The sequence below is a fragment of the Pseudomonas sp. FW305-20 genome (genome assembly GCF_058788075.1).
Genome location: NZ_JBYTAJ010000002.1, coordinates 196,366 through 220,087 on the forward strand (window position 1 = coordinate 196,366; position 23,722 = coordinate 220,087).

Below are 23,722 nucleotides of genomic sequence, written 5' to 3' on the forward strand. Positions count from 1 at the left end.
GCTGCGGTCAAACTGCCAGTAAACTGCGTTCCTATTCCTGAACCACTCTACTTCAGAGGTTTTGCATGACACTCAGTCCTTTTGCGGGCAAACCGGCACCGGTAGAACTGTTGGTCGACATCCCGCGACTGGTAACGGCCTATTACACCGGTCAGCCCGATGCCGCCATTTCGACCCAGCGCGTAGCGTTTGGCACGTCCGGGCACCGAGGCAGCTCGTTCGACTTGAGTTTCAATGAATGGCACGTTCTGGCAATCAGCCAGGCAATCTGCCTGTACCGCGAAGCCCAAGGCATTGACGGCCCGCTGTTCGTCGGCATCGACACCCACGCGTTGTCCACCCCGGCCGGCACCAGCGCCCTTGAAGTACTGGCCGCCAACGGCGTGACGGTAATGATTGCCGAAGGTGACGAATACACCCCGACACCGGCCATTTCCCACGCGATTCTCTGCTACAACCGCGGACGCACGTCGGGGCTGGCGGACGGCATCGTTATCACTCCGTCGCACAACCCGCCGCAAAGCGGTGGTTATAAATACAACCCTACCAACGGTGGCCCGGCCGATACCCACATCACCAAGTGGATCGAAGCCAAGGCCAACGAACTGCTGAGCAACAAGCTCGCCGGCGTCAAACGCATCAGCTACGAGCAGGCGCTGAAGGCCAGCACGACCCATCGTCACGATTACCTCAACACTTACGTCGCCGACCTGATCAACGTGATCGACTTCGACGCCATCCGTGATGCCAAGCTGCGTCTGGGTGTCGATCCGCTGGGTGGAGCAGGGGTGCGCTACTGGTCGGCGATTGCCGAGCATTACCGTCTGGATATGGAAGTGGTCAACCAACAGGTCGATCCGACCTTCCGCTTCATGACGGTCGACTGGGATGGTCAGATCCGCATGGACCCATCGTCCACTCACGCCATGCAGGGCCTTATCGGTCTCAAAGAGCGCTTCGACGTAGCTTTCGCGTGCGACCCGGACCACGATCGCCATGGCATCGTAACCCCGTCCGGCGGCTTGCTCGCGCCGAACAACTACCTCGCCGTATCGATCGACTATCTGTTCCAGAACCGTCCGCAGTGGCGCGCCGATGCGGCCGTGGGTAAAACCGTGGTCAGCAGCGGCTTGATCGATCGCGTGGCAAAACGTTTGGGGCGTCGTCTGTACGAAGTGCCAGTCGGCTTCAAATGGTTTGCTGACGGTCTGTTCGACGGTTCCCTGGGCTTTGGCGGCGAAGAAAGTGCCGGCGCTTCGTTCCTGCGCAAGGATGGCAGCGTCTGGTGCACCGACAAGGATGGCTTGATCCCGGCCCTGCTGGCCGCAGAAATGACCGCCCGCACCGGCCGCGACCCAAGTCAGGCCTATCGCGCCTTGACCGAAGAACTGGGCGAACCGTTCTCGGTGCGCGTCGATGCCAAGGCCAACCCTGAGCAGAAGGCACTGCTGAGCAAATTGTCGCCGGACCAGGTCACCTCGACCCAATTGGCGGGCGAAGCAATCCAGAGCATCCTCAGCCACGCACCGGGTAACGATCAGGCGATCGGTGGTCTGAAAGTCATGACCGAGAACGGCTGGTTCGCGGCGCGTCCGTCGGGCACCGAAGACATCTACAAGATCTACGCAGAAAGCTTCGTCAGTGACGAACACCTCAAGCAATTGGTGGCAGAAGCGCAAACACTGGTGGACGGCGCGATCTCTGCGAAGTAATCCAGAATGTAAAAAAGGGGCGGCCATGATGGCCGCCCCATTTTTTTGTCCCGCGTTTACCCAATCAAGCCAGGTCCACCAGGACGATTTCACTGTCTTCGATGGCGGTCACCCGCAACACGTGCTCATCGGCAACCGCAATACCGTCTCGAGCTTGTGCACGCAAGCCATTGACTTCAATGACGCCGGTGGCTGGTACCAGATAGGCGCGACGGCCATTGTCCAGGCGATACTCGGCGGATTCACCGGCCTTCAAGTTTGCGGCCACCAATCGCGCATCGGCTCGAATCCGCAGGCTTTGATCGTCGCCGGCTTTACCGCTCGCCAGCGTCACGAAACCTTCGCGTTGGCCTTTTGGAAACGGCTTGGCGCCCCAGGACGGTGCCAAACCGGTTTCGTTCGGGATGATCCAGATCTGGAAGATCCTGGTCTCGGTGGCTTCCAGGTTGTATTCACTGTGGGCGATCCCCGTGCCGGCGCTCATGACCTGAACGTCGCCGGCCTCGGTGCGACCCTTGTTACCCAGATTGTCTTCGTGAGTGATTGCGCCTTCACGGACGTAAGTGATGATTTCCATGTCCCGGTGCGGGTGTTTCGGGAACCCGGTGCCAGACGCAATCACGTCGTCGTTCCACACCCGCAGGTTGCCCCAGTTCATGCGTTTCGGGTCATGGTATTCGGCGAACGAAAAGTGGTGATGGGCATCCAACCAGCCATGGTGGGCGCCGCCCAGGGAGCTGAAAGGTCTGAGTTCAAGCATGATCGTCTCCTGAATAGGTTCGTCATGGGGCGCAGCGCCTGAGCCACGAAACGCGAACCGGTGGTTGATGGCGAGCATCATCTATCAGGAACTAATCGATAAAAAGCGTAAAAAATGCCTAAATACAATCGAATAACTTGATATCTAATCACCTCGAAAGATTCTCACCCAACCTTCACTTCATCGCATAAGCCAATGAGCTGTAAGCATTTCACTAGAACTGAATGGCAAATGCAGACACCATAGCCCGCAACAGCCTCACACCCTGGAGTCAGCCCGCGTGCCGCAACACACCCCCGATCTTCCTCCTGAGCTTCGTCCCCTGGCCGAGATGCCGCTGCTCAAGCGTCTGGCCGCCCGGTTCTTTGGTCACGGCCTCACGCGTCTGCGCGCACAACACCGGGCATCCTGGCTGCACGGTCAGGCCGACGGCTTTCGCAGCGGACACAGCGCCGGGGTGGACTACGGCTATAAGGAAGGCAAACTTGAAGGGTTGGAGGAAGGCCGACAGGTCTTATTGATCCGCGACTCGCGCTCGACCGAACACCGACCGCCCAATGTTGACGAGAATCTGTTCGACGATTGGCGTCTGCCGTTAAGCGCCGAGTTGAAGAAGCGCATGAAGACGGATGTCGCCCGACTGCTGCCACCGTACGCCCAGCCCAGCACCGCGCAATGGAAAATGATCTTCAGCGACACGCCCTCGACCTCAGTGATTGCCGGCGCGGGTGCGGGCAAATCGACCACGTTGGTGTTGCGTATTTTGCTGCTCACCCATTATCTGGGGTTCGAGCTGAGTTCGATGACGGTGGTGACCTTTACCCGTGAATCGCGCAAAGACTTCATCAACAAACTGATCGAGCTGTTTGCGCTCTGGGGCCGGTCGCTCAGCCTCAAGGAGGCGCGCGATCTGGTGCGCACCTTCCATTCGCGAATCCTGCCGATGGTTCGCAGCCTGCCCGGTTTCGAGCGGCTGCAAGCCTTCGAAAACCTCAGTCACCGTGCGCAAAGCGGCGATGAAGAGGTCGACAGCAATCCTTTCGACCTGCGCATCAATGACGCCCAGCGCCAGCAACTCAACGCTTGCTATCACAGCCTGCACACGCGCAATGAGCGCTTTCGCGAACTGATCAAGCCGTTGTCCCGTCATGCACTGCAACTCAAGGAGCTGGAGCGCGATCACCCGGATGTGCAGAAACGCATGGCCGTGACCGAACTGGCCGCCAAGCGTGATGAAGAGCTCTGCGACGCTATCGAAGATTTGTGGTTTCGCGCGGGTGCCTGGCCAATCAAAGGCATTGAACCGAAGCGCCAGACATTCGATATCAACGGCTCGACATTTCATTGTCATGGCTATATTCCCAGCCTGGACGCTTGGGTGGTGCTGGGATTCGATCCACGGGAAAACCCGCAGGCCAGCCGCCCGAATGCCAAATTGAGCGTTCGAGCGGAATGGGCGGTCAAGCGCACCCTGTTTCAAGCTTTCTGTCGTAAGCCTTTGATATGGCTTGATAGTTACGAATCGTCAAAGCGTGTATTGGCGTCCCTTGCAGGCGATGCCAGCGCCGGGCCGGGCTTCGATTACAAGGTCAAGGGCGAGCTCAGTTCTGCGCCGTTGCTGGACTGTTTTGTCGCTGCCGCCGGATTTATCGAGAATCTTGGCCTGGATGTACCCAATGCCGTGGGCCAGATGAGTTTTGCCAAGGACGACCCCGACCGGTTTTTCTTCGAGGCCTTGAGCTTGTACTGGCGAGCGCTGGAAGATCATCTGCTCGATCAGAAGCCACCGGTGATGACCTACAACCGGATGTTCGCCTTGTTCAGCGAACATTCGCCGGAAAACCTGAGGTTGCTGAGCGATGAGCTGCTCAGGCCGATGTCGCACCTGATGATCGACGAATTTCAGGACGTATCGCCGCAGATCGTTTCCTGGATTCGCGCGAGCCTCACGGAAATCCGCAGTCGCGGCCCGGCCATGCATGTGGGGCGCGGCGCACAACGTTCGTCGTTGCTGTGTGTCGGCGATGACTGGCAGTCCATCTACGGCTGGCGGGGCAGTTCGCCGACGTACTTCATGGAATTCAACAAGGAATTCCCTTCACCCAGCACGACCAAAGTCATGCTGAGCGACAACTACCGCAGTCACCAGCACATCATCGATGCCGCCGAACATATCGTTCGTGCGGCGCCGGCGATCGCAGGCAAGAAGGCCAAGGCCAGTGGCGAGCCGAAGGCATTGCTGCCGGTTAACGTTCTCGATCGTGACGATCAAGGCATGGCCAAACGCCTGATGGAGCACTACCAAAAGGGCGATTCAATCTTGATGCTTTATCGAAAAAGCAGCGATAAGTCATTGATAGAAGAACATATTCAGTCTGTAGTTAATGTGGATTCTAGCTTGCCGTACGAAGCGCGGAGGCTCAAGCAGCTGACTTATCACAGCGCCAAGGGACTTCAGGCTGACGCCGTGTTCCTGCTGGGTGACTGCCAACACCTCACCAGTTCGCCGTACAAGAATCAGGTCTACCGCATGGCGGGTCTCGGCAAACCAGGCGACAGCGAAGCGTATGACAGCGCACAGAAAGACGAGATCCTGCGACTGGCTTACGTCGGCATCACTCGGGCGGTGAGTCATTGCTATTGGTATGTCGATGGGCAAGATACCCAGGCGGCCAACGTACCTAAGGCGTCCGATCGGATCGGCAAGGGCAAGGCGTTCTTTGCCGATCACCGGCAGGGCAAGGCATCGGCGTGAACCGTAAAAAATCGTCGCGCACAAAAAAGCCCACTAAATGTGGGCTTGTTGTTGAAGGTTCAGCCTTCAGGCATAGCTCCTGAGGGCGGCTGGCGGAATGAAGGCCTCAAGCTCGTCTTCCACCGCTTCGATTATTCGTTCTACATCCGCAGCATTCATTACCGTCGCGCAAGGAATGCCGGCGATGGCGATCATGGTCTCGCCACTGGCACGGTCAAAAAGACGGGCAATCATGCTGCCCGGCGCATCCATGCTCGCCTCGAAACCCATGGGATGAAAATGCCAGCGCATCAGCTGGCAGGCATTGGGAAAGGTGACTTTACTGAAGCCTTTATTCATATGTAGCCCGCCTTATTCATCGAGCGCTTCCTTTAGCTCATGTTAGGAGGGAAGAGCCTTCAATGGCTCAACCGGTGACTGCCTTTAAAAGTAGCATCCGAATGTGAAAAGAATGTGGATTTTTCAGGCCGTTTAGCGATTGGTTCAGTTTTTTTGATGCAGGTCATAGAAATAGCCCGGGTTCGGCAATGGGCCGTCACGGTTGGTCATTGAAGCCGAGACGGAATTTCGGCAAGCTCGGCCTTTTCTTGCCGAGTCCTCTATGCACGCCGATGATGATGGTCCGCTGCAAGCCCAGGCCACGGGCGACACGGTGATGCGCTATCACTTGCGTTGGAAACACCGGGATCTGGACGGGGTGATGGCGCTCTATCATCCAGAGATTCAGTACAGCGATTTCTTCCAGAACCGTGTGATGGGGCTGTCCGAGTTGCGTGAATACGTGCGCAGTAGCATGCCCCGCGATGCCGATGAAGCCCTGGAGCACTCGGACCGTATTCGTCTGGACGGCAACACGGCGTTCATTCAGTACCGTATTACCCTGCGCGGTGGTGGAGGCCTGGTGTCGTTCCGGGCCAGCGAGGCGATTACCGTCCGTGACGGACTGATCTGGCGGGTCAACGAATATGCCTCGCTGGTGCATGAACAGCCCGTCAGCAAGGCCACCAGCAGCAAACGTCCGGCGGTCAGTCGACTCGGGCTGTCTGCACGCCAGCTGAGTTTCATGGCTGAAGACTTGCAGCAGTATTTTCAGGGCCAGCAACCTTATCTCGATCCCGAACTCGACCTGCAACGGGTGGCGAAGGAGTGTGGGTACAGCCGCAATCAAATTTCCTACTTGCTGAATCAGGTGCTTGGCCAGAGCTTCTATCGATACGTCAACCACGCGCGCCTGCAGCATTTGCTCGCGGCACTGGATAGCGCCACGCCGCCACTGCGTATCGACGAACTGGCGTTTGCCGCCGGGTTCAATTCGCTGTCGGCGTTTTACAGTTGCTTCCGCCAGCACACCGGCCAGTCGCCCAAGGCCTACGTCAAACAAATTTCTTTGCGTGCACGCGCGCAAGACAGCCTCTGAGTCCAAGCACTAGGATCGACGCCATCGAAGTTTGAGTGGCGGAGTCTTGCATGTCGGCGTGGCGCACTATCAGTTTGTGGATGGATCAACTCGACGAGCCATTATTGGCGCGTGCAGCGCTGGATCAGGATCTGGACGTTGACGTCGCCATCATTGGCGCGGGGTACACCGGCCTCTGGACCGCGTACTACCTCAAACGCCAGGCGCCCGACCTGAGCATTGCCATCGTTGAAGCACAAACCGCCGGTTTTGGCGCCTCGGGGCGTAACGGCGGCTGGCTGATGGGCAATGTGCTGGGCGAAGACCGCTTGCTCGCCGATTTGCCGCCCGAACAGCGCCGGGCGTCTTTCGATTTGCTACACGGCATTCCTGACGAAGTCGGGGTTGTCCTCGAACGTGAAGGCATCGACTGCGATTACCGCAAAGGCGGGGCGCTGTATTGCGCGGCCCGCTATCCGGAACAGGAAGCCAGCCTTCGGCACTATCTCGACACGCTCTATAGCCAGGGATTGACCGAAAGCGATTACCGCTGGCTCGGCCCCGAGCAGTTGGCGCAACAGATCAGAATCGCCAAACCATATGGCGGCATCTATGCACCGCACGTCGCAACCATTCACCCGGCAAAGTTGGTGCGAGGCCTGGCCCGGACGGTGGAGAAAATGGGCGTCAGAATTTACGAAAACAGCCCGGTCACCCAATGGCAGTCGGGGGGGCTGCGCACGGCGAAAGCCTCGGTTCGCAGCCGCTGGATCGTGCCGGCGGTCGAAGGTTACTCGGTCACCTTGCCACCGTTGGGGCGTTATCAGTTGCCGGTGCAAAGCTTGATAGTGGCCACCGAGCCGTTATCCGCCGCCACGTGGGATGAAATCGGCCTGAGTCGCGGCCAGGCTTTCAGCGAAAGCAGTCGCCAGGTCACTTACGGCCAGCGCACGGCTGACAACCGGTTAGTGTTCGGCGCGCGGGGCGGTTATCAGTTCGCTGCCAGGTTACGCCACAACTTCGACTTGACCACCAGCGAAGTGGAGCTGCGGCGTTATCTGTTTGGCGAACTCTTCCCGCAACTCAAGAACGTGCGGATTACCCATGCCTGGGGCGGCAATCTGGGAATGTCCCGGCGTTTCAAGCCGCACATGTTGTGTGATCAGGCCAGTGGCATCGCATTGTCGGGTGGCTATGGCGGGGAGGGCGTCGGCGCCAGCAACCTGGGCGGCCGGACGCTGGCCGACCTGATTCTGCAGCGCGACACCGAACTGGTTCGGCAGCCGTGGGTCATCCACGGAGGGCTCGACGCGCTCCGGGCCTGGGAACCGGAGCCCTGCCGCTGGCTTGGCTACAACGCGATCATCCGCAGCTTTGTCCACGAAGACCAAACCCTGGCCAACCCGGCTACCGGACCCTGGCGCCGAAAACTGGCCACCGGTATTGCCGGCTTCATGGAAGGTTTCATGCGGTAAACGGCGCGTTATTCATCTATCGGCTCAATCGACAGGTACTCCCATGAGCATCACCCAATTCAAGAACACCGCAACCCTGAAGCTGGAACAGTCGAATCCGGTCGCCGTACCGCTGGGCTTGCCCGTGGCAGTGGCCTCGACCACCAGCGTTGAACGCGACGACGGCGTCGAAACCGGCGTCTGGGAATGCACGCCCGGCCGCTGGCGGCGGCAGATCGTCGCCCAGGAGTTCTGTCACTTTCTCCAGGGGCGCTGCACGTTTACCCCGGATGACGGTGAAACCCTGCACATAGAAGCCGGCGATGCACTGATGTTGCCAGCCAACAGCCTCGGTATCTGGGATATCCAGGAAACCGTGCGCAAGACCTACGTTTTGATTTTTTGATCCACTGATTGCCTGCCAGCTCCCCCAATAAAAAAAGACAAATCAAACAGGAATCGACTCATGATCCGAAAGACATTGACTCTGGCTCCCCTTGCGCTCTTCGCGACCCTCGGCCACGCGGCCGAGACCGTCAAGATTTACAACTGGTCGGAGTACATCGCCCCGGACACCACGAAAAACTTCCAGAAAGAAACCGGCATCGCATTCAGCTACGACGTCTTCGACAGCAATGAAACCCTCGACGGCAAATTGATGACCGGCAAATCCGGCTACGATGTGGTCTTCCCGTCCAACCACTTCATGGCGCGGCAGATTCAAGGCGTGGCGTTGAAGAAACTCGACAAGAGCCAACTGCCGAACTGGAAAAACCTCAACCCGACGCTGCTCAAAGCCCTGCAAACCAACGATCCGGGCAACGAACACGGCTTCCCGTATCTCTGGGGCAGCACCGGCATCGGCTACAACATCGCCAAGGTCAAGGCTGTGTTGGGTGATAACGCACCAGTGGATTCGTGGGACCTGATTTTCAAACCCGAAAACATGCAAAAGCTGCAAAAGTGCGGCGTGGCCATCCTCGACAACGGCCCCGAGCTGTTGCCGGCGGCCCTGAACTACCTGGGCCTGCCGCATCACAGCAAGAACCCGGAAGACTACAAAAAGGCTGAAGCGCTGCTGATGAAAGTCCGTCCGTATGTCAGCTATTTCCACTCGTCCAAGTACACCAGCGACCTGGCCAACGGCGACATCTGCGTGGCCGTCGGCTTCTCCGGTGACATTCTGCAAGCCGAAAACCGCGCGAAAGAAGCGAAGAATGGCATCGACATCGGCTACGAGATTCCCAAGGAAGGCGCCGCCATCTGGTTCGACATGGTCGCCATGCCGGTGGACGCCCCGGACGAAAAGGCCGGCTACGCCTTCATGAACTACCTGCTGCGCCCGGACGTCATGGCCAGCATCAGCAACTATGTGCACTACGCAAACGGTAACGAACAGGCCGACAGCCTGATCGACCCGGCGATCAAGAACGACACGAAGGTCTACCCGAGCCCGGACATGATGGGGAAACTGTTTGCGCTGGAGGCGATGCCGTTGAACATCGACCGGATTCGGACACGGGTCTGGAACAAGATTCGGACCGGGAGTTGAGGGTTCATACCTTGTAGTCATTGGGTGCTCATCGGGCTGACTGACACGCTGTAGATTCCAGGCCTCCTTTCGATGGATCAGGAGGCAATGGAATGCCTGTTTGTATAAATGCGGGACAGCTACGCGTTGGTCGCTTTTCTGAGTCAGGGCGCATTTATTTGCTAACGGTTGTCGTTGATCAGCGGCAGCCGTTTTTTGTTGATTGGCAATTGGGTAGGTTGGTCGTACGAGAGTTGCGTCAAGCACAGGAGGAGGGTTGGGCGATTTTCTGACGTGGGTTGTGATGCCGGATCACATGCACTGTTTGGTACAGCTGCGAGACAAAACGCTGGCGGAGCTGATGTGCCGAATCAAATCCCGCAGTAGCTTGGCGGTCAATCAGGCTCTAGGGCGGCGAGGGCGGATGTGGCAGAAGGGTTACCACGATCGTGCGGTTCGGAGGGAGGACGATGTGAAAGCGCTTGCGCGGTATGTCGTAGCTAATCCGATCCGGACGGGACTGGTGACGCGGGTTCATGATTACCCGCTGTGGGATGCGTGTTGGTTGTGAGTATCTGACGACTGCTGCGCAGCCGAACGCAGCCTTCGGCAGCTGCTACAGGTTTTGTGTACACCGCAATCCTCGTAGCAGCTGGCGCAGCCTGCGTTCGGCTGCGAAGCAGTCGCCAAAATCTTTAATCCAATGAAGATCCAACTGATATCAATGCGCTGGCACTTATATTAATAAGTTCAGCAAAGTGAGACCCCGTCGACAAAAAAGTAACTTACCTCTATTTAATAATTAAATAACAAATCGTCAGACGATTTGCGCAAACCGCCATCTAACAAACAATATTTCGACAGCGCAGGCATTGTTTCCGGGTACTTGCAGGAACAACTCAATTTGACGTCAAAAAAAATGTAGACGTTTGATTTCGAATTGTGTCAGTTTTCTTTCGCCTTCATTGGGCGAGTGATAGGACGATCTCGCCAGAGATTGTCGCTGTCTGACAAAAAACTGTTCCATAGCTAAACAAGGAAGTGTGTTTATGTCGAAAGTAAAAGACAACGCTATTGATACCGCCGAACAGGCATTCCAGCCACTGCAAGCATTGGCTGCATCCAGTTCTGCGTTCAACCAGATCAATAGCTTCAGCCATCAGTATGATCGGGGCGGTAACCTCATGGTCAATGGCAAACCCTCATTCTCCGTCGACCAGGCAGCCACCCAGTTGCTGCGCGATGGCGCTGCCTACCAGGACAAGGACGGCAGCGGCAAAATCGAACTCACCTACACGTTCCTGACCTCGGCGTCGTCGAGCACCATGAACAAGCACGGGATTACCGGGTTCAGCCAGTTCAGCGCTCAGCAGAAAGCCCAGGCCGTGCTGGCCATGCAATCCTGGGCCGATGTGGCCAATGTCACGTTCACCGACAAGGCCACGGGCGGCGACGCTCATATGACCTTCGGCAACTACAGCGGTGGCCAGGATGGCGCAGCGGCATTCGCTTATCTGCCGGGCACCGGTGCTGGTTATGACGGTACTTCGTGGTATCTGACGGGCAGTGGCTATAACGTCAACAAGACGCCGGACCTGAACAACTACGGGCGTCAGACCCTGACCCACGAAATCGGTCATTCCCTGGGCCTGGCCCACCCTGGCGACTACAACGCCGGCGAAGGTGCTCCGACCTACAACGACGCTTCCTACGGGCAAGACACCCGCGGTTACAGCGTCATGAGCTACTGGAGTGAAAGCAATACCAGCCAGAACTTCAGCAAGGGCGGCGTCGAAGCCTATTCGTCCGGCCCGCTGATGGACGATATCGCCGCCATCCAGAAGCTCTACGGCGCCAACACCACCACCCGTACCGGTGACACCACTTACGGCTTCAACTCCAACGCCGGACGGGACTTCCTGAGCGCGGCTTCGTCGTCGGACAAGGTTGTGTTTTCGGTATGGGATGCGGGCGGCAAGGACACCCTGGACTTCTCCGGTTTTACCCAAAACCAGAAGATCAACCTGAATGAGGCCTCGTTCTCCGACGTTGGCGGCATGGTGGGTAACGTGTCCATCGCCAAGGGCGTCACCGTCGAAAACGCTATCGGCGGTTCGGGCAGCGACCTGCTGATCGGCAACAGTGTGTCCAACGAACTGAAGGGCGGTGCCGGCAACGACATCCTCTTCGGCGCGGGCGGCGCGGACAAACTGTGGGGTGGCGCCGGTTCGGACACCTTCGTGTTCGCCGCCAGCAGCGATTCCAAACCCGGTGCTATCGACCAGATCCTCGATTTTGTCAGCGGCCTGGACAAGATCGACCTGACCGGCATCACCAACGGCGCGGGCCTGCATTTCGTGAACTCGTTCACCGGTGCGGCAGGCGATGCAGTGTTGACCTCTTCGGGCGGCAACAGCCTGTTGTCGGTGGACTTCTCCGGGCACGGCGTGGCTGATTTCATGGTCAGCACCGTGGGCCAGGCGGCTTACTCCGACATCGCTGCGTAATGTGAGGTGAAAAGGAGGGCGGCGCAGACGCGCTGCTCTCTGGGCCTTGATCGGAGTAAAGCGCCTTATGATCCATGACGGCTTCACCGACAGAAAAACCGCGTGGCTATTGGCGACGTTCATGATGATTTTTGGAGATGTAGCCATGGCGAGCAGCCTGAAATTAGCAGACCCCTCGGAACTGGCCGGCAAATGGCAGGCGACCCTGAGCGCCAAAGATGACTCGCCAGAGTCCCTGGCGTTGCAGGACAAACCGTCCAATGTCTGCGTCATCGTCTTTCAACCGCAACAGACGCTGGGTGCGGGCGCCGATTGTCTCAGCGCCTGGCTGGACGGCGAAACTGCGATTGGCTGGTTCCCTGAGCCGGATGGCCTGGCAATCACCGGCAAAGAAGGTTCGAAGGTTCTATTTCTCAGCCGCCAACGTGATGGATCGTATAAAGCCACATTGAAATCCGATCTGGTCATAACACTTGTGCGTCAGGTGCAATAACACGATTCAAACATAACGCTTGTCATGGTTGGCATAAGCACCACCCAACTAGTGGCAGCGTTCTGTCGCCCACGAAAAGTTGTTATTAGTTTGTAAGCGCTACCGCAAGGCCTATATCCGCCCCAGTGCGGACAGTTAATGGAAACTTCGCCAGAAGAAGGCGAGGAAGAACACCTCAGGAATAACCCATGAAGATGGCAAAGAGTCCGGCCAGCGCTCCCTTGTTCAAAGCATTGGGCGACTACAAGAGCATCCTGATCAGCATCGGTTGTTTTACCGCGTTAATAAACGTGCTGATGCTGGTTCCGTCGATTTACATGCTGCAGGTCTACGACCGCGTGCTGTCTTCGCAAAATGAAACCACCCTGGCGATGTTGTCGTTAATGGTGGTCGGGTTCTTTGCCTTCATCGGTCTGCTTGAGATCGTGCGCAGCTTCATCGTTATCCGCATCGGCAGCCAACTGGAGCGCCGCTTCAATCTGCGGGTTTACCAGGCCGCCTTCGAGCGCAACCTGTTTCGGGGCGAGGGCAACGCCGGGCAAGCGTTGGGGGACTTGACGCAAATTCGCCAATTCGTCACCGGTCCCGCGCTGTTTGCCTTCTTCGATGCGCCGTGGTTTCCGGTCTATCTGTTTGTGATCTACCTGTTCAATGTCTGGCTCGGCGTGTTTGCGACGGTGGGCACGGTGCTGTTGATCGGCCTGGCTTGCCTCAACGAGACAATGACCAAAAAGCCCTTGGGCGACGCCGCCGGTTTTTCCCAGAAGTCCAGCCTACTGGCCACCAGCCACCTGCACAACGCCGAAACCATTCAGGCCATGGGCATGCTCGGGGTATTGCGTAAACGCTGGTTCCAGGTCCACTCACGTTTCCTCGGCTTGCAGAACCAGGCCAGCGACACCGGTGCCGTCATCAGTTCCTTAAGCAAAACCCTGCGCCTGTGCCTGCAATCGCTGGTGCTGGGCCTTGGCGCCTTGCTGGTGATCAAGGGTGATATGACGGCCGGGATGATGATCGCTGGTTCCATTCTGATGGGCCGCGTCCTGAGCCCCATCGATCAGTTGATCGCCGTGTGGAAACAGTGGAGCGGCGCCAAGCTCGCTTACCGTCGTCTTGATTCATTGCTGCAAGCCTTTCCACCGAGTGACGAAGCCATGGCGCTGCCCGCGCCGAAAGGCCAGATTGCGTTCGAGCAGGTCAGCGCCGCGCCGCCGGGGCAACGGGCCGCCACGCTGCATTTGGTCAATTTCAGCCTCGGTGCCGGGGAAGTGCTCGGCGTGCTCGGCGCCTCCGGTTCCGGCAAATCGACATTGGCCCGGGTTCTCGTTGGCGTCTGGCCGACCCTGGGCGGTACGGTGCGGCTCGACGGCGCGGACATTCATCGCTGGAACCGCGACGATCTTGGCCCCTACATCGGTTACCTACCTCAGGACATCGAACTGTTCAGCGGCAGCATCGCCGAAAACATCGCCCGCTTCAGAGAGACAGAGCCGAAAAAAGTCGTTGAAGCCGCGCAGCAGGCCGGCGTTCACGAACTGATTCTGCGCATGCCGCAAGGCTACGACACCGTGCTCGGCGAGGACGGCAGCGGCTTGTCCGGGGGGCAGAAGCAGCGCGTGGCACTGGCTCGCGCGTTGTACGGCAACCCGCGCCTGGTGGTGCTGGATGAACCCAATTCCAACCTCGACACCGTGGGCGAAGCGGCATTGGCCAGCGCCATTGCGCAAATGAAAGCCCAAGGCACCAGCGTGATTCTGGTGACCCATCGCTCCTCGGCACTGGCCCAGGCCGACAAGCTGCTGGTGCTCAACGAAGGGCGCTTGCAAGCCTTCGGCGCCAGCCAGGACGTGCTCAAGGCACTCGCCGCCAATCAGGAGCAGCCGCGGGAGAAGACCGCTCCAGCACCGGGCGGGCTCAGCATGAGCCGGCAGTATCAGCCCTCGACAAGGAATTCGGGCGTATGAGCAACATCAGCGAAGCCACTATGGAACACGACTACATCGCCGAACGCCCTGAGCGCGACGCGCGTTTCTTTGTCCGCATGGGCTGGATTCTGGCGATCGTCGGCGCCGGCAGTTTCTTCACTTGGGCCAGTCTCGCGCCGCTTGACCAAGGCATTCCTGTGCAAGGCACGGTCGTGGTGTCGGGCAAGCGCAAAGCCGTGCAATCGATGAGCAGTGGCGTGGTCAGCCAGATTCAGGTGCGCGAGGGGCAAGTGGTGAAGCAGGGGCAGTTACTGTTCCAGCTCGACCAGACCCAAGTCGCGGCTGACGTGCAATCGCTGCAAGCGCAATACCGCATGGCCTGGGCCAGTCTGGCGCGGTGGCAGAGTGAACGGGACAACCTTAAGCAAGTGAGTTTCCCTGCTGAACTAAGCAACAATCCCGACCCGCGCCTGGCCTTGGTGCTGGAAGGTCAACGGCAGTTGTTCAGCAGCCGCCGTGAAGCGTTTTCCCGCGAGCAGGCGGCCTTGCGCGCCAGCATCGAAGGCGCCAGCGCGCAACTGGCCGGCATGCGCCGCGCCCGCATGGACCTGACGGCCCAGGCCAGCTCTCTGCAACAACAGCTGAGCAATCTTCAGCCCCTGGCGGACAACGGCTACATCCCACGCAATCGGTTGATGGAGTACCAGCGTCAGCTGTCGCAGGTTCAGCAACAACTGGCGGAAAACAGCGGCGACAGCGGCCGTGTGGAGCAGGGCATCCTCGAATCGCGGCTGAAACTGCAACAGCACATCGAGGAATACCAGAAAGAAGTCCGCACCCAACTGGCCGATGCGCAATTGAAAAGCGTGACGCTGGAAGAGCAGCTGACCTCCGCCGGGTTCGATCTGCAGCACAGCGAGATCATCGCCACCGCCGATGGCATTGCAGTCAACCTCGGGGTTCACACCGTGGGCGCGGTGGTGCGTCAGGGCGATACCCTGCTGGAGATCGTGCCTCAGGGGACGAGCCTGGAGGTGGAAGGGCACCTGCCGGTCAACCTGGTCGACAAGGTCGGCACGCACTTGCCGGTGGACATCTTGTTCACCGCGTTCAACCAGAGCCGCACGCCGCGGGTGCCCGGCGAGGTCAGCCTGATCTCCGCCGACCAGATGATCGACGAGAAAACCGGTGCGCCGTATTACGTACTGCGCAGCAGCGTCAGTGACCGGGCCATGGAAAAACTCAACGGCCTGGTGATCAAGCCTGGCATGCCGGCGGAAATGTTCGTGCGCACCGGTGAGCGTTCACTCCTCAACTATTTGTTCAAACCGCTGCTCGACCGGGCAGGTTCCGCGTTGACTGAGGAATAAGGATGTTCCGCTGTATGAATAAGCTTTCCATGCTCGCAGCGACCCTGGCGTTGCTGACCTGCAACAGTGTGTTGGCGATGGGACCGTTCGACATTTACGAACGAGCATTGCGCAACGATCCGGTGTTTCTCGGCGCCATCAAGGAACGCGATGCCGGCCTTGAAAACCGCGCCATCGGCCGTGCCGGGCTGTTGCCCAGGATCGGTTACAACTACAACAAGGGGCGCAACTCCTCCAAGGCCACCGCCCTCAACGAGCGCGGGCAAAACCGCACCGATGACCGCAACTACAGCAGTTACGGTTCAACCCTGACCCTGCAACAACCGTTGCTCGACTACGAGGCCTACGCGTCGTACCGCAAAGGCGTGGCGCAATCGCTGTTTGCCGACGAAGCCTTTCGCGGCAAGAGTCAGGAATTGCTGGTTCGGGTGCTGGAGCATTACACCCAGGCGCTGTTCGCTCAGGATCAGATTGACATCGCGCAAGCCAAGAAAAAGGCTTTCGAGCAACAGTTCCAGCAGAACGAACACATGTTCCGCCAGGGCGAGGGCACGCGCACCGACATCCTTGAGGCCGAGTCCCGCTATGAACTGGCCACGGCCGAGGAAATAGAAGCCCGTGATGAGCAGGACTCGTCGTTACGAGAGCTGGGCGCGTTGATTGGCGTGCCGGCGATCAACATTGGGGATTTGGCGCCGCTGGATCAGAGTTTCCAGACGTTCACCCTGCAGCCGGCCAATTACGACACCTGGCACGAGATGGCCGTGGCCAACAACCCGAACCTGGCGTCGCAGCGCCATGCCGTGGAAGTCGCGCGTTATGAAGTCGAACGCAACCGCGCCGGGCACCTGCCCAAAGTCAGCGCCTACGCCTCGGTGCGCCAGAACGAGTCGGAAAGCGGCAACACCTACAACCAGCGTTACGACACCAACACCATCGGCATCGAAGTCAACGTGCCGCTGTATGCCGGAGGCGGGGTATCCGCCTCGACTCGCCAGGCCAGCCGCACCATGGAGCAGGCCGAGTACGAACTGGACGGCAAGACCCGGGAAACGTTGATTGAACTGCGCCGCCAGTTCAGCGCCTGCCTGTCGGGTGTGAACAAGTTGCGGGCTTATCAGAAAGCCCTGAAGTCTGCCGAAGCGCTGGTGATTTCAACCAGGCAAAGCATTTTGGGCGGCGAGCGCGTCAACCTCGACGCATTAAATGCAGAACAACAACTATTTACCACCCGCCGCGATCTGGCACAGGCACGCTACGACTACTTGATGGCCTGGACCAAGTTGCATTACTACGCCGGGACGTTGAATGAGCAGGATTTGGCCAAGGTTGACGAGGCGTTCGGCCAAGGCCCGAGGAGTTAATAAGTTGAACCTGTAGCAGCTGGCGAAGCCTGCGTTCGGCTGCGGAGCAGTCGTAAAACCTGAGTTCGCGGTCTTCCTGAAACACCGCGCCGTCTGAATTAACGACTGCTCCGCAGCCGAACGCAGGCTTCGCCAGCTGCTACAGGGAGATGCGTTGCTGCCCGTTATGGGTAACCAGAATTCTAAAAACGCCAAAAAAGCGAGAAGTAAACATGGATGTACAGATCAAGCCGATGTCGGTCGGCACGCTATTACTCCTGGTGTCAGCAATACCGGTCTCGGTGCAAGCCGCTTATCTGGAAACCGGCAAACCCGGCGATGCCGCCAGTTGGCGCTCGGCGGAGTTCCAGCGCGACTGGGGACTCGCCCGCATGCAAGCCGATCAAGCCTACGCCGCCGGCATCACCGGCAAAGGCGTAAAAATCGGCGAGCTCGATTCTGGCTTCGATGCTGCCCACCCCGAATTCGCTACCGACCGTTATCACGCGCTGACCGCCAGCGGCAGTTACGTTGACGGCATCCCGTTCAATGTCGACGGCACACTCAACGCCAACAACGACTCCCATGGCACACACGTCGCCGGCACTATCGGTGCCTCGCGCGACGGCACCGGCATGCATGGCGTGGCCTACAACGCGCAGGTCTACGTCGGCAACACCAACAAGAACGACAGTTTCCTGTTCGGCCCCAATCCTGATCCTCGCTACTTCAAAGCGGTCTATAATGCGTTGGCGGATGCCGGTGTGCGAGCGATCAACAACAGCTGGGGCAGCCAACCGCCGGATGTCAGCTATCGGACCCTCGCCGATCTGCAGGCGGCCTACGCCCAGCACTGGAACAAAGGCACCTGGCTCGATGAGGCCGCAGACGTTTCCCGACGCGGTGTGATCAACGTGTTCAGTGCCGGTAACAGCGGTTACCCCAACGCCAGCGTGCGCTCGGCCTTGCCCTATTTCGAGCCGGACCTGGAAGGCCACTGGCTGGCGGTGTCGGGGCTGGATCAAGGCAACCAACAGAAATACAACCAGTGCGGGATCGCCAAGTATTGGTGCATCACCACGCCCGGGGCGAAGATCGACAGCACCATTCCCGGTGCTGGCTATGCGATCAAGTCCGGCACTTCCATGTCCGCGCCGCATGCCACCGGTGCCCTGGCGCTGGTGATGGAACGCTATCCATATATGACCAACCAGCAGGCGCTGGAAACCCTGCTGACCACCGCCACCCAACTCGACGGCTCGATCACCGAGGCGCCGAGTACCCGCATCGGCTGGGGCGTCGCCAACCTCGAACGGGCGATGCACGGGCCGGGGCAATTGCTCGGACGTTTCGACGCCAATCTGGGGGCAGGGCAGAGCGATGTCTGGAGCAACGACATCACCGACAAGGCGCTGATTCAGCGTCAAAGCGAAGACGCGGCGGAACACAGTGCCTGGCTACAGACACTGAAGACCAAAGGTTGGGAGAACGGTGTACCGGTCGGTGCCAGCCAGCAGGATCAGACCGACTATGTGGTGGGCATGGCCCGCGATCTCGCCGCTTCCACTCGGGCCTACGAAGGCAGCCTGATCAAGTCCGGTGCCGGACGCCTGATGCTGACCGGCGACAGCACTTATCGCGGGCCGACCACGGTGAATGGCGGTCTGCTGTCGGTCAACGGTTCGCTGGCATCGCAAGTGACCGTCAATGACAGCGGCACGCTGGGTGGGGCTGGACGCGTCGGCGCACTGACCGCCAATCGCGGCGCTACGGTTGCGCCGGGCAATTCCATTGGCACCTTGCAGGTCAGCGGCGACGTCACGTTTGCGCCGGGTTCAACCTACGCCGTGGAGCTGTCGCCGACCGCGAGTGACCGGATCGTCGCGGGCGGCACGGCCACGGTCAGCGGCGCGACCGTCAGCCTGTCACTGGAAAACAGCCCGACCTTGCTCAGCACTCAACAAGTGCAAAGCCTGCTCGGTCATCAGTACAACATCCTGCAAGCGGCCGGCGGCATTCAAGGTCAGTTCGGCGCGGTGCTGCCCAACTACCTGTTCATCGGCGGTAGCCTCGATTACGCGGCCACCGGTATTCAATTGAGTGTCGAGCGCAACGACACGACCTTCGCCAGCGTCGGCCAAACGCCGAACCAGCGCGCCGTAGCCTCCGCCGCTGAAGGGCTTGGGGCGGGCAATCCGGTTTACGAAAGCCTGCTGCTGTCGCCCACCGCGACGTCCGCCCAACAGGCGTTTCAGCAGTTGTCGGGGGAAATCTATCCGGCACTGGGTTCGGTACTGATCAACGACAGCCGCTACCTGCGCGATGCTGTCGGTGAGCGGTTGATTGACGCCCAAGGCACTCAAAGCAATGGCTGGATCAAGGCGCTGGGCGCCTGGGGCAAAACCGATGAGCGCCATGACACCGCCGGTTACACCACTTCGATTGGCGGCTTGCTGGCCGGTGTCGACGGGGCGCTGGATGAGCAAACCCGGATCGGCCTGGTCACCGGTTATAGCGACAGCTCGGTGAGCATGGGCTCCGGCACTCACTCATCGGCCAAGGTCGACAGCTATCACCTGGGTGCTTATGCCGGCCGCGAGTCGGGTGCCTGGCGCCTGAGTGCCGGCGGTGCCTACAGCTGGCATCGCGCCGACGTCAAACGTGACCTGCACTACGGCGACGTCAGCGCCAAACAGAAAGCCAAGGTCGATGCCGGGACCACCCAAGTGTTCGGTGAAGCGGCGTATCGCCTGAACCTGCAACCGCTGGCGCTCGAATCCTTCGGGAACCTGGCCTACGTGCACCTCGACACTGAAGGTTTCACCGAGAAAGGTGACGCTGCGGCACTGAAAAGCAGTGGCGACACGCGTGACGCGGTACTCAGCACGTTGGGCGTGCGTGCATTGAAAACCGTGAACCTGTCCGGCCAGCAGAAGCTGGACCTGAGCGGCAGCCTCGGCTGGCAGCACAACCTGAGCCATACCGATTCCGAAGAACACCTGGCATTTGCCGGCGGCAGCACAGCGTTTTCCGTGGAGAGTTCGCCAATGGTGCGTGATGCGGCGCTGGTGGGCGCCCATGCCAGCCTGGCCCTGAGCCGGGACATCCGCTTGAACCTCGATTACACCGGCCAACTGGCCAGTCGCGAGAAAAGCCATGGCGTAGGGCTGAGCCTCAATTGGCAGTTTTAAAGCCGAACCCTTGTAGCAGCTGGCGCAGCCTGCGTTCGGCTGCGAAGCAGTCGTAAACCCTGCATCCGCGGTGTGTCTGACGGACCGCGGTGCCTGATATTGCGACTGCTTCGCAGCCGAACGCAGGCTGCGCCAGCTGCTACAGGGGGCGTGTTTCACAAATAAAAATGAGTGCTTTCAAGGCACAGGATTTGGCAACACAACTAAGGACGGTAACTGGATGAACAACAAGCACAACAACCTTGCCTTGCTCTGCGCATTGGCCACCCTCGGTACCGCGCAAGCGGCGCCTTACGTGGAAAACGGTCGAGCAGGCGATCCCAACAGTTGGCGCAGCACTGAATTCAACGCCGATTGGGGGCTGGGAGCGGTCAACGCACAAACGGCCTATGCCGCCGGTTACACCGGCAAAGGCGTGAAGCTGGGGATCTTTGACCAACCGGTCTACGCCGCGCATCCGGAATTCTCCGGCCCGAACAAAGTGATCAACCTGGTCACCAGCGGTATCCGCGAATACACCGACCCGTACATCCCGGTCAAAGCCGGCGATGCGTTTCGTTATGACGGTTCGCCCACGATCGATTCCGACGGCGAGTATGGTGCCCACGGTACCCACGTTGCCGGTATCGCTGCGGGCAGTCGCGATGGCGGCCCGATGCATGGCGTGGCGTTTGGTGCGCAGATCATCAGTGCGGACAACGGCGATCCGGGCCCGGAGGACGGCATCATTCGCGGCAACGACGGCGCGGTCTACAAGGCCGGTTGGGATGCCTTGATCGCCAGCGGCGCGCGGATCATCAATAACAGTTGGGGCATCGGCATCACCGATCGCTTCGACCTCGGCGGACGCAACCCCGCCTACCCGCATTTCACCGTGCAAGATGCGCAATTGCAGTTCAACGAGATCAGTCCGTTACTCGGGACCAAACCGGGCGGAGCCTATGACGGCGCCATCGCGGCGGCCCGCAGCGGTATCGTGACGATCTTCGCCGCCGGCAACGATTACAACCTCAACAACCCGGACGCCATTGCAGGCCTGGGCTACTTCGTGCCGGACATCGCGCCGAACTGGGTGACCGTGGCGGCGTTGCAGAAAAACCCGGACCTCAACAGCCCGAACCCCTACACCATCAGCACCTTCTCATCACGTTGCGGCTACACCGCCAGCTTTTGCGTGTCCGCACCGGGCAGCAAGATCTACAGCTCGATCATCAGCGGTACCAACGCCGACAACCTGACCACCGGCTACACCAATTACAACGGCACCTCGATGGCGGCGCCGCACGTTGCCGGTTCCATGGCCGTGCTGATGGAACGCTTCCCGTACATGACCGGCGCCCAGGTCGCCAGCGTGTTGCGCACCACGGCCACCGACCTCGGTGCACCCGGCGTCGATTCGCTGTACGGCTGGGGCATGATCAACCTGCGCAAAGGCATCGATGGCCCGGCGATGTTGGTCACCGAGCAGGACATTCCCGAGGAGTTCCGCATCCAGGGTGCCTACGGTTCAAGCCAGTTTGTGGCGGACTTGCCGGGGATCGGCGCGATTATCGACAAGGGCAAACCGACCGAGCGCGTGTGCAATGACGTGCACTGCGGCCTCGACACGTGGCGCAACGACATTTCCGGCCATGGTGGCCTGACCAAGCAGGGCATCGGCACGCTGGTGCTGACCGGCGCCAACACCTACGCCGGTCCGACGCTGGTCAATCAGGGCCGCTTGGCCATCAACGGTTCGCTGCTCTCGGCGGTCACCGTCAACGACAGCGGGATCCTCGGCGGTAATGGCCGCATCGGCGCATTGACCGCGAAACGCGGCGGCACGGTAGCGCCAGGCAACTCCATCGGCACCTTGCAAGTAGCAGGGGACGTGACCTTCGAACCTGGCTCGACCTACGCCGTGGAGTTATCGCCGACCCGCAGCGATCAGATCGTGGCGGGCGGTAAAGCCGTGATCGACGGCGCGACCGTCAGCCTGTCCCTGGAAAACAGTCCGACCTTGCTGACCCCTAGCGAAGTGAAATCATTGCTCGGCAACCAATACAACATTCTGCAAGCGGCCGGCGGGATCGAAGGGCGTTTCGGTGCCGTGCTCCCGGATTATCTGTTCATCGGTGGCACACTCGACTACTCGGCCAATGGCATCCAACTGGCGGTTGAGCGCAACGCAGCGTCCTTCGCCAGCGTCGGCCAAACCCCGAATCAACGCGCCGTTGCCGCGGCCGCCGAGCAACTGGGCGCGGGCAATTCGCTCTATGAAACCTTGCTGCTTTCGCCGAACGCCGCCGTCGCGCAACAAGCTTTCCAGCAACTGTCGGGTGAGATTCATCCGGCGATTGGCACGCTACTGATCAACGACAGCCGTTACCTTCGCGATGCCGTCGGCGAACGCCTGCGCGAGCGTGATCTGTTCAACGCGGCGGCACCCACCGATGACCGCAGCAACGCCTGGGTCAAAGTCCTTGGCGCCTGGGGCAAGAGCGATGGCGGGCATGACAACGCCAGTTCCAACAGCTCCATTGGCGGCTTGCTGGCCGGTGTCGACGGGCTGATCACTGAAGATACGCGCCTGGGTTTCGTCACCGGTTACAGCGACAGTTCGTTAAGCATGGGCGATGGCACGCATTCGTCAGCCTCCGTCGACAGCTACCACTTGGGCGCCTATCTGGGCCACGAAATCGACGCCCTGCGTTTGAGCGTCGGCGGCGCTTACAGCTGGCATCGCATTGACGTGAAGCGTGACCTGCAATTGGGCGACGTCAGCGGCAAACAGAAATCCAAACGCGATGCGACCACCGCCCAACTGTTTACCGAAGCGGCGTATCGCCTGGACCTGCAACCGCTGGCACTGGAGCCGTTCGCCAACCTGGCTTACGTGCACCTCAACAGCGACAGCTTCACCGAGAAAGGTGATGCCGCGGCGCTCAAGGGTGGCGAAGACAACCGCGACGCCGTGCTCTCAACCCTCGGTGTGCGGGCAAGCAAAGCGATTGTCCTGTCGGACCAACAGCAACTGGAACTGTCCGCCACGCTGGGCTGGCAGCACAACCTGAGCAACACACGTTCCGAAAGTCATCTGGCCTTCGCCAACGGCAACACCGGGTTCAGCGTGCAGAGCGTTTCCCTGGATCGTAACGCCGCCGTTGTGGGTGCGCGGGCCGGTCTGGCGGTGGCGCAGGACGTTCGTTTGAGCCTGGATTACAACGGACTGCTTGGTTCCAACGAGAAAGACCACGGTGTGGGTCTGACGCTCGACTGGCAGTTCTGATTTAACGCAAAGGAAGC

At 59.6% G+C, this 23,722-nt stretch carries 15 protein-coding genes and 1 pseudogene; 14 read left to right on the forward strand and 2 right to left on the reverse strand.

The features are described from left to right. Positions 1-65: 65 nt before the first annotated feature. Positions 66-1,712 carry a phosphoglucomutase (alpha-D-glucose-1,6-bisphosphate-dependent) gene (gene pgm / locus AC3WP4_RS02865; protein WP_074876507.1) on the forward strand — a complete coding sequence of 549 codons (1,647 nt, stop codon included), beginning with the start codon at positions 66-68 and terminating at the stop codon, positions 1,710-1,712. 64 nt (positions 1,713-1,776) lie between these two features. Here pgm and AC3WP4_RS02870 read toward each other — a convergent pair whose 3' ends face one another. Beyond that, on the reverse strand, positions 1,777-2,472 hold the full coding sequence (locus AC3WP4_RS02870) for a pirin family protein (RefSeq protein WP_102614717.1): 696 nt from the start codon (positions 2,470-2,472) through the stop codon (positions 1,777-1,779). A 280-nt stretch (positions 2,473-2,752) separates the two neighbouring features. On the opposite strand from AC3WP4_RS02870, the gene AC3WP4_RS02875 reads away from it, so the two are divergent. Then, positions 2,753-5,227, forward strand: coding sequence for a UvrD-helicase domain-containing protein (locus AC3WP4_RS02875; RefSeq protein ID WP_102614716.1), 2,475 nt, complete (start codon positions 2,753-2,755; stop codon positions 5,225-5,227). Between the two features lie 66 nt (positions 5,228-5,293). Here the strand turns inward: AC3WP4_RS02875 and AC3WP4_RS02880 are convergent, their stop codons facing one another. Continuing rightward, complete coding sequence (locus AC3WP4_RS02880) at positions 5,294-5,566, reverse strand: DUF1652 domain-containing protein (protein WP_008156356.1); 273 nt, start codon at positions 5,564-5,566, stop codon at positions 5,294-5,296. 262 nt (positions 5,567-5,828) lie between these two features. Here AC3WP4_RS02880 and AC3WP4_RS02885 point away from each other — a divergent pair, with 262 nt between their 5' ends. The 12 genes and pseudogenes from AC3WP4_RS02885 to AC3WP4_RS02940 all read left to right on the forward strand — a co-directional run bounded on the left by AC3WP4_RS02885 (position 5,829) and on the right by AC3WP4_RS02940 (position 23,705). Next, positions 5,829-6,644 (forward strand): helix-turn-helix transcriptional regulator, encoded by an 816-nt coding sequence (locus AC3WP4_RS02885; RefSeq protein ID WP_102614715.1) that lies wholly within the window; start codon positions 5,829-5,831, stop codon positions 6,642-6,644. 50 nt (positions 6,645-6,694) lie between these two features. Further along, positions 6,695-8,098: an NAD(P)/FAD-dependent oxidoreductase gene (locus AC3WP4_RS02890; protein ID WP_102614714.1), complete on the forward strand. Its 1,404-nt coding sequence runs from the start codon at positions 6,695-6,697 to the stop codon at positions 8,096-8,098. A gap of 43 nt (positions 8,099-8,141) precedes the next feature. Beyond that, entirely contained in the window at positions 8,142-8,483 is a 342-nt protein-coding gene (locus AC3WP4_RS02895) for a cupin domain-containing protein (protein WP_074876523.1), read from the forward strand. A 60-nt stretch (positions 8,484-8,543) separates the two neighbouring features. Continuing rightward, positions 8,544-9,629 carry a polyamine ABC transporter substrate-binding protein gene (locus tag AC3WP4_RS02900; protein WP_102614713.1) on the forward strand — a complete coding sequence of 362 codons (1,086 nt, stop codon included), beginning with the start codon at positions 8,544-8,546 and terminating at the stop codon, positions 9,627-9,629. 92 nt (positions 9,630-9,721) lie between these two features. Beyond that, positions 9,722-10,179: pseudogene (locus tag AC3WP4_RS02905) on the forward strand (REP-associated tyrosine transposase). Positions 10,180-10,657: 478 nt separating this feature from the next. Beyond that, the gene (locus AC3WP4_RS02910; RefSeq protein WP_102614712.1) at positions 10,658-12,115 is read left to right on the forward strand and encodes a serralysin family metalloprotease; all 1,458 of its coding nucleotides are present in this window, start codon (positions 10,658-10,660) and stop codon (positions 12,113-12,115) included. 67 nt (positions 12,116-12,182) lie between these two features. Continuing rightward, the gene (locus AC3WP4_RS02915) at positions 12,183-12,608 is read left to right on the forward strand and encodes an AprI/Inh family metalloprotease inhibitor (RefSeq protein WP_102614711.1); all 426 of its coding nucleotides are present in this window, start codon (positions 12,183-12,185) and stop codon (positions 12,606-12,608) included. 188 nt (positions 12,609-12,796) lie between these two features. Further along, positions 12,797-14,572 (forward strand): type I secretion system permease/ATPase, encoded by a 1,776-nt coding sequence (locus AC3WP4_RS02920; RefSeq protein WP_102614710.1) that lies wholly within the window; start codon positions 12,797-12,799, stop codon positions 14,570-14,572. Continuing rightward, on the forward strand, positions 14,569-15,903 hold the full coding sequence (locus tag AC3WP4_RS02925; protein WP_102614709.1) for an HlyD family type I secretion periplasmic adaptor subunit: 1,335 nt from the start codon (positions 14,569-14,571) through the stop codon (positions 15,901-15,903). The genes AC3WP4_RS02920 and AC3WP4_RS02925 overlap by 4 nt, the downstream gene beginning before the upstream one ends. A 2-nt stretch (positions 15,904-15,905) precedes the next feature. Next, positions 15,906-17,267 (forward strand): TolC family outer membrane protein, encoded by a 1,362-nt coding sequence (locus AC3WP4_RS02930; RefSeq protein ID WP_102614708.1) that lies wholly within the window; start codon positions 15,906-15,908, stop codon positions 17,265-17,267. A 212-nt stretch (positions 17,268-17,479) separates the two neighbouring features. Continuing rightward, positions 17,480-20,437: an autotransporter serine peptidase EprS gene (gene eprS / locus AC3WP4_RS02935; protein ID WP_102614707.1), complete on the forward strand. Its 2,958-nt coding sequence runs from the start codon at positions 17,480-17,482 to the stop codon at positions 20,435-20,437. Positions 20,438-20,657: 220 nt separating this feature from the next. After that, entirely contained in the window at positions 20,658-23,705 is a 3,048-nt protein-coding gene (locus AC3WP4_RS02940; RefSeq protein ID WP_102614706.1) for an autotransporter serine protease, read from the forward strand. Positions 23,706-23,722: the final 17 nt, after the last annotated feature.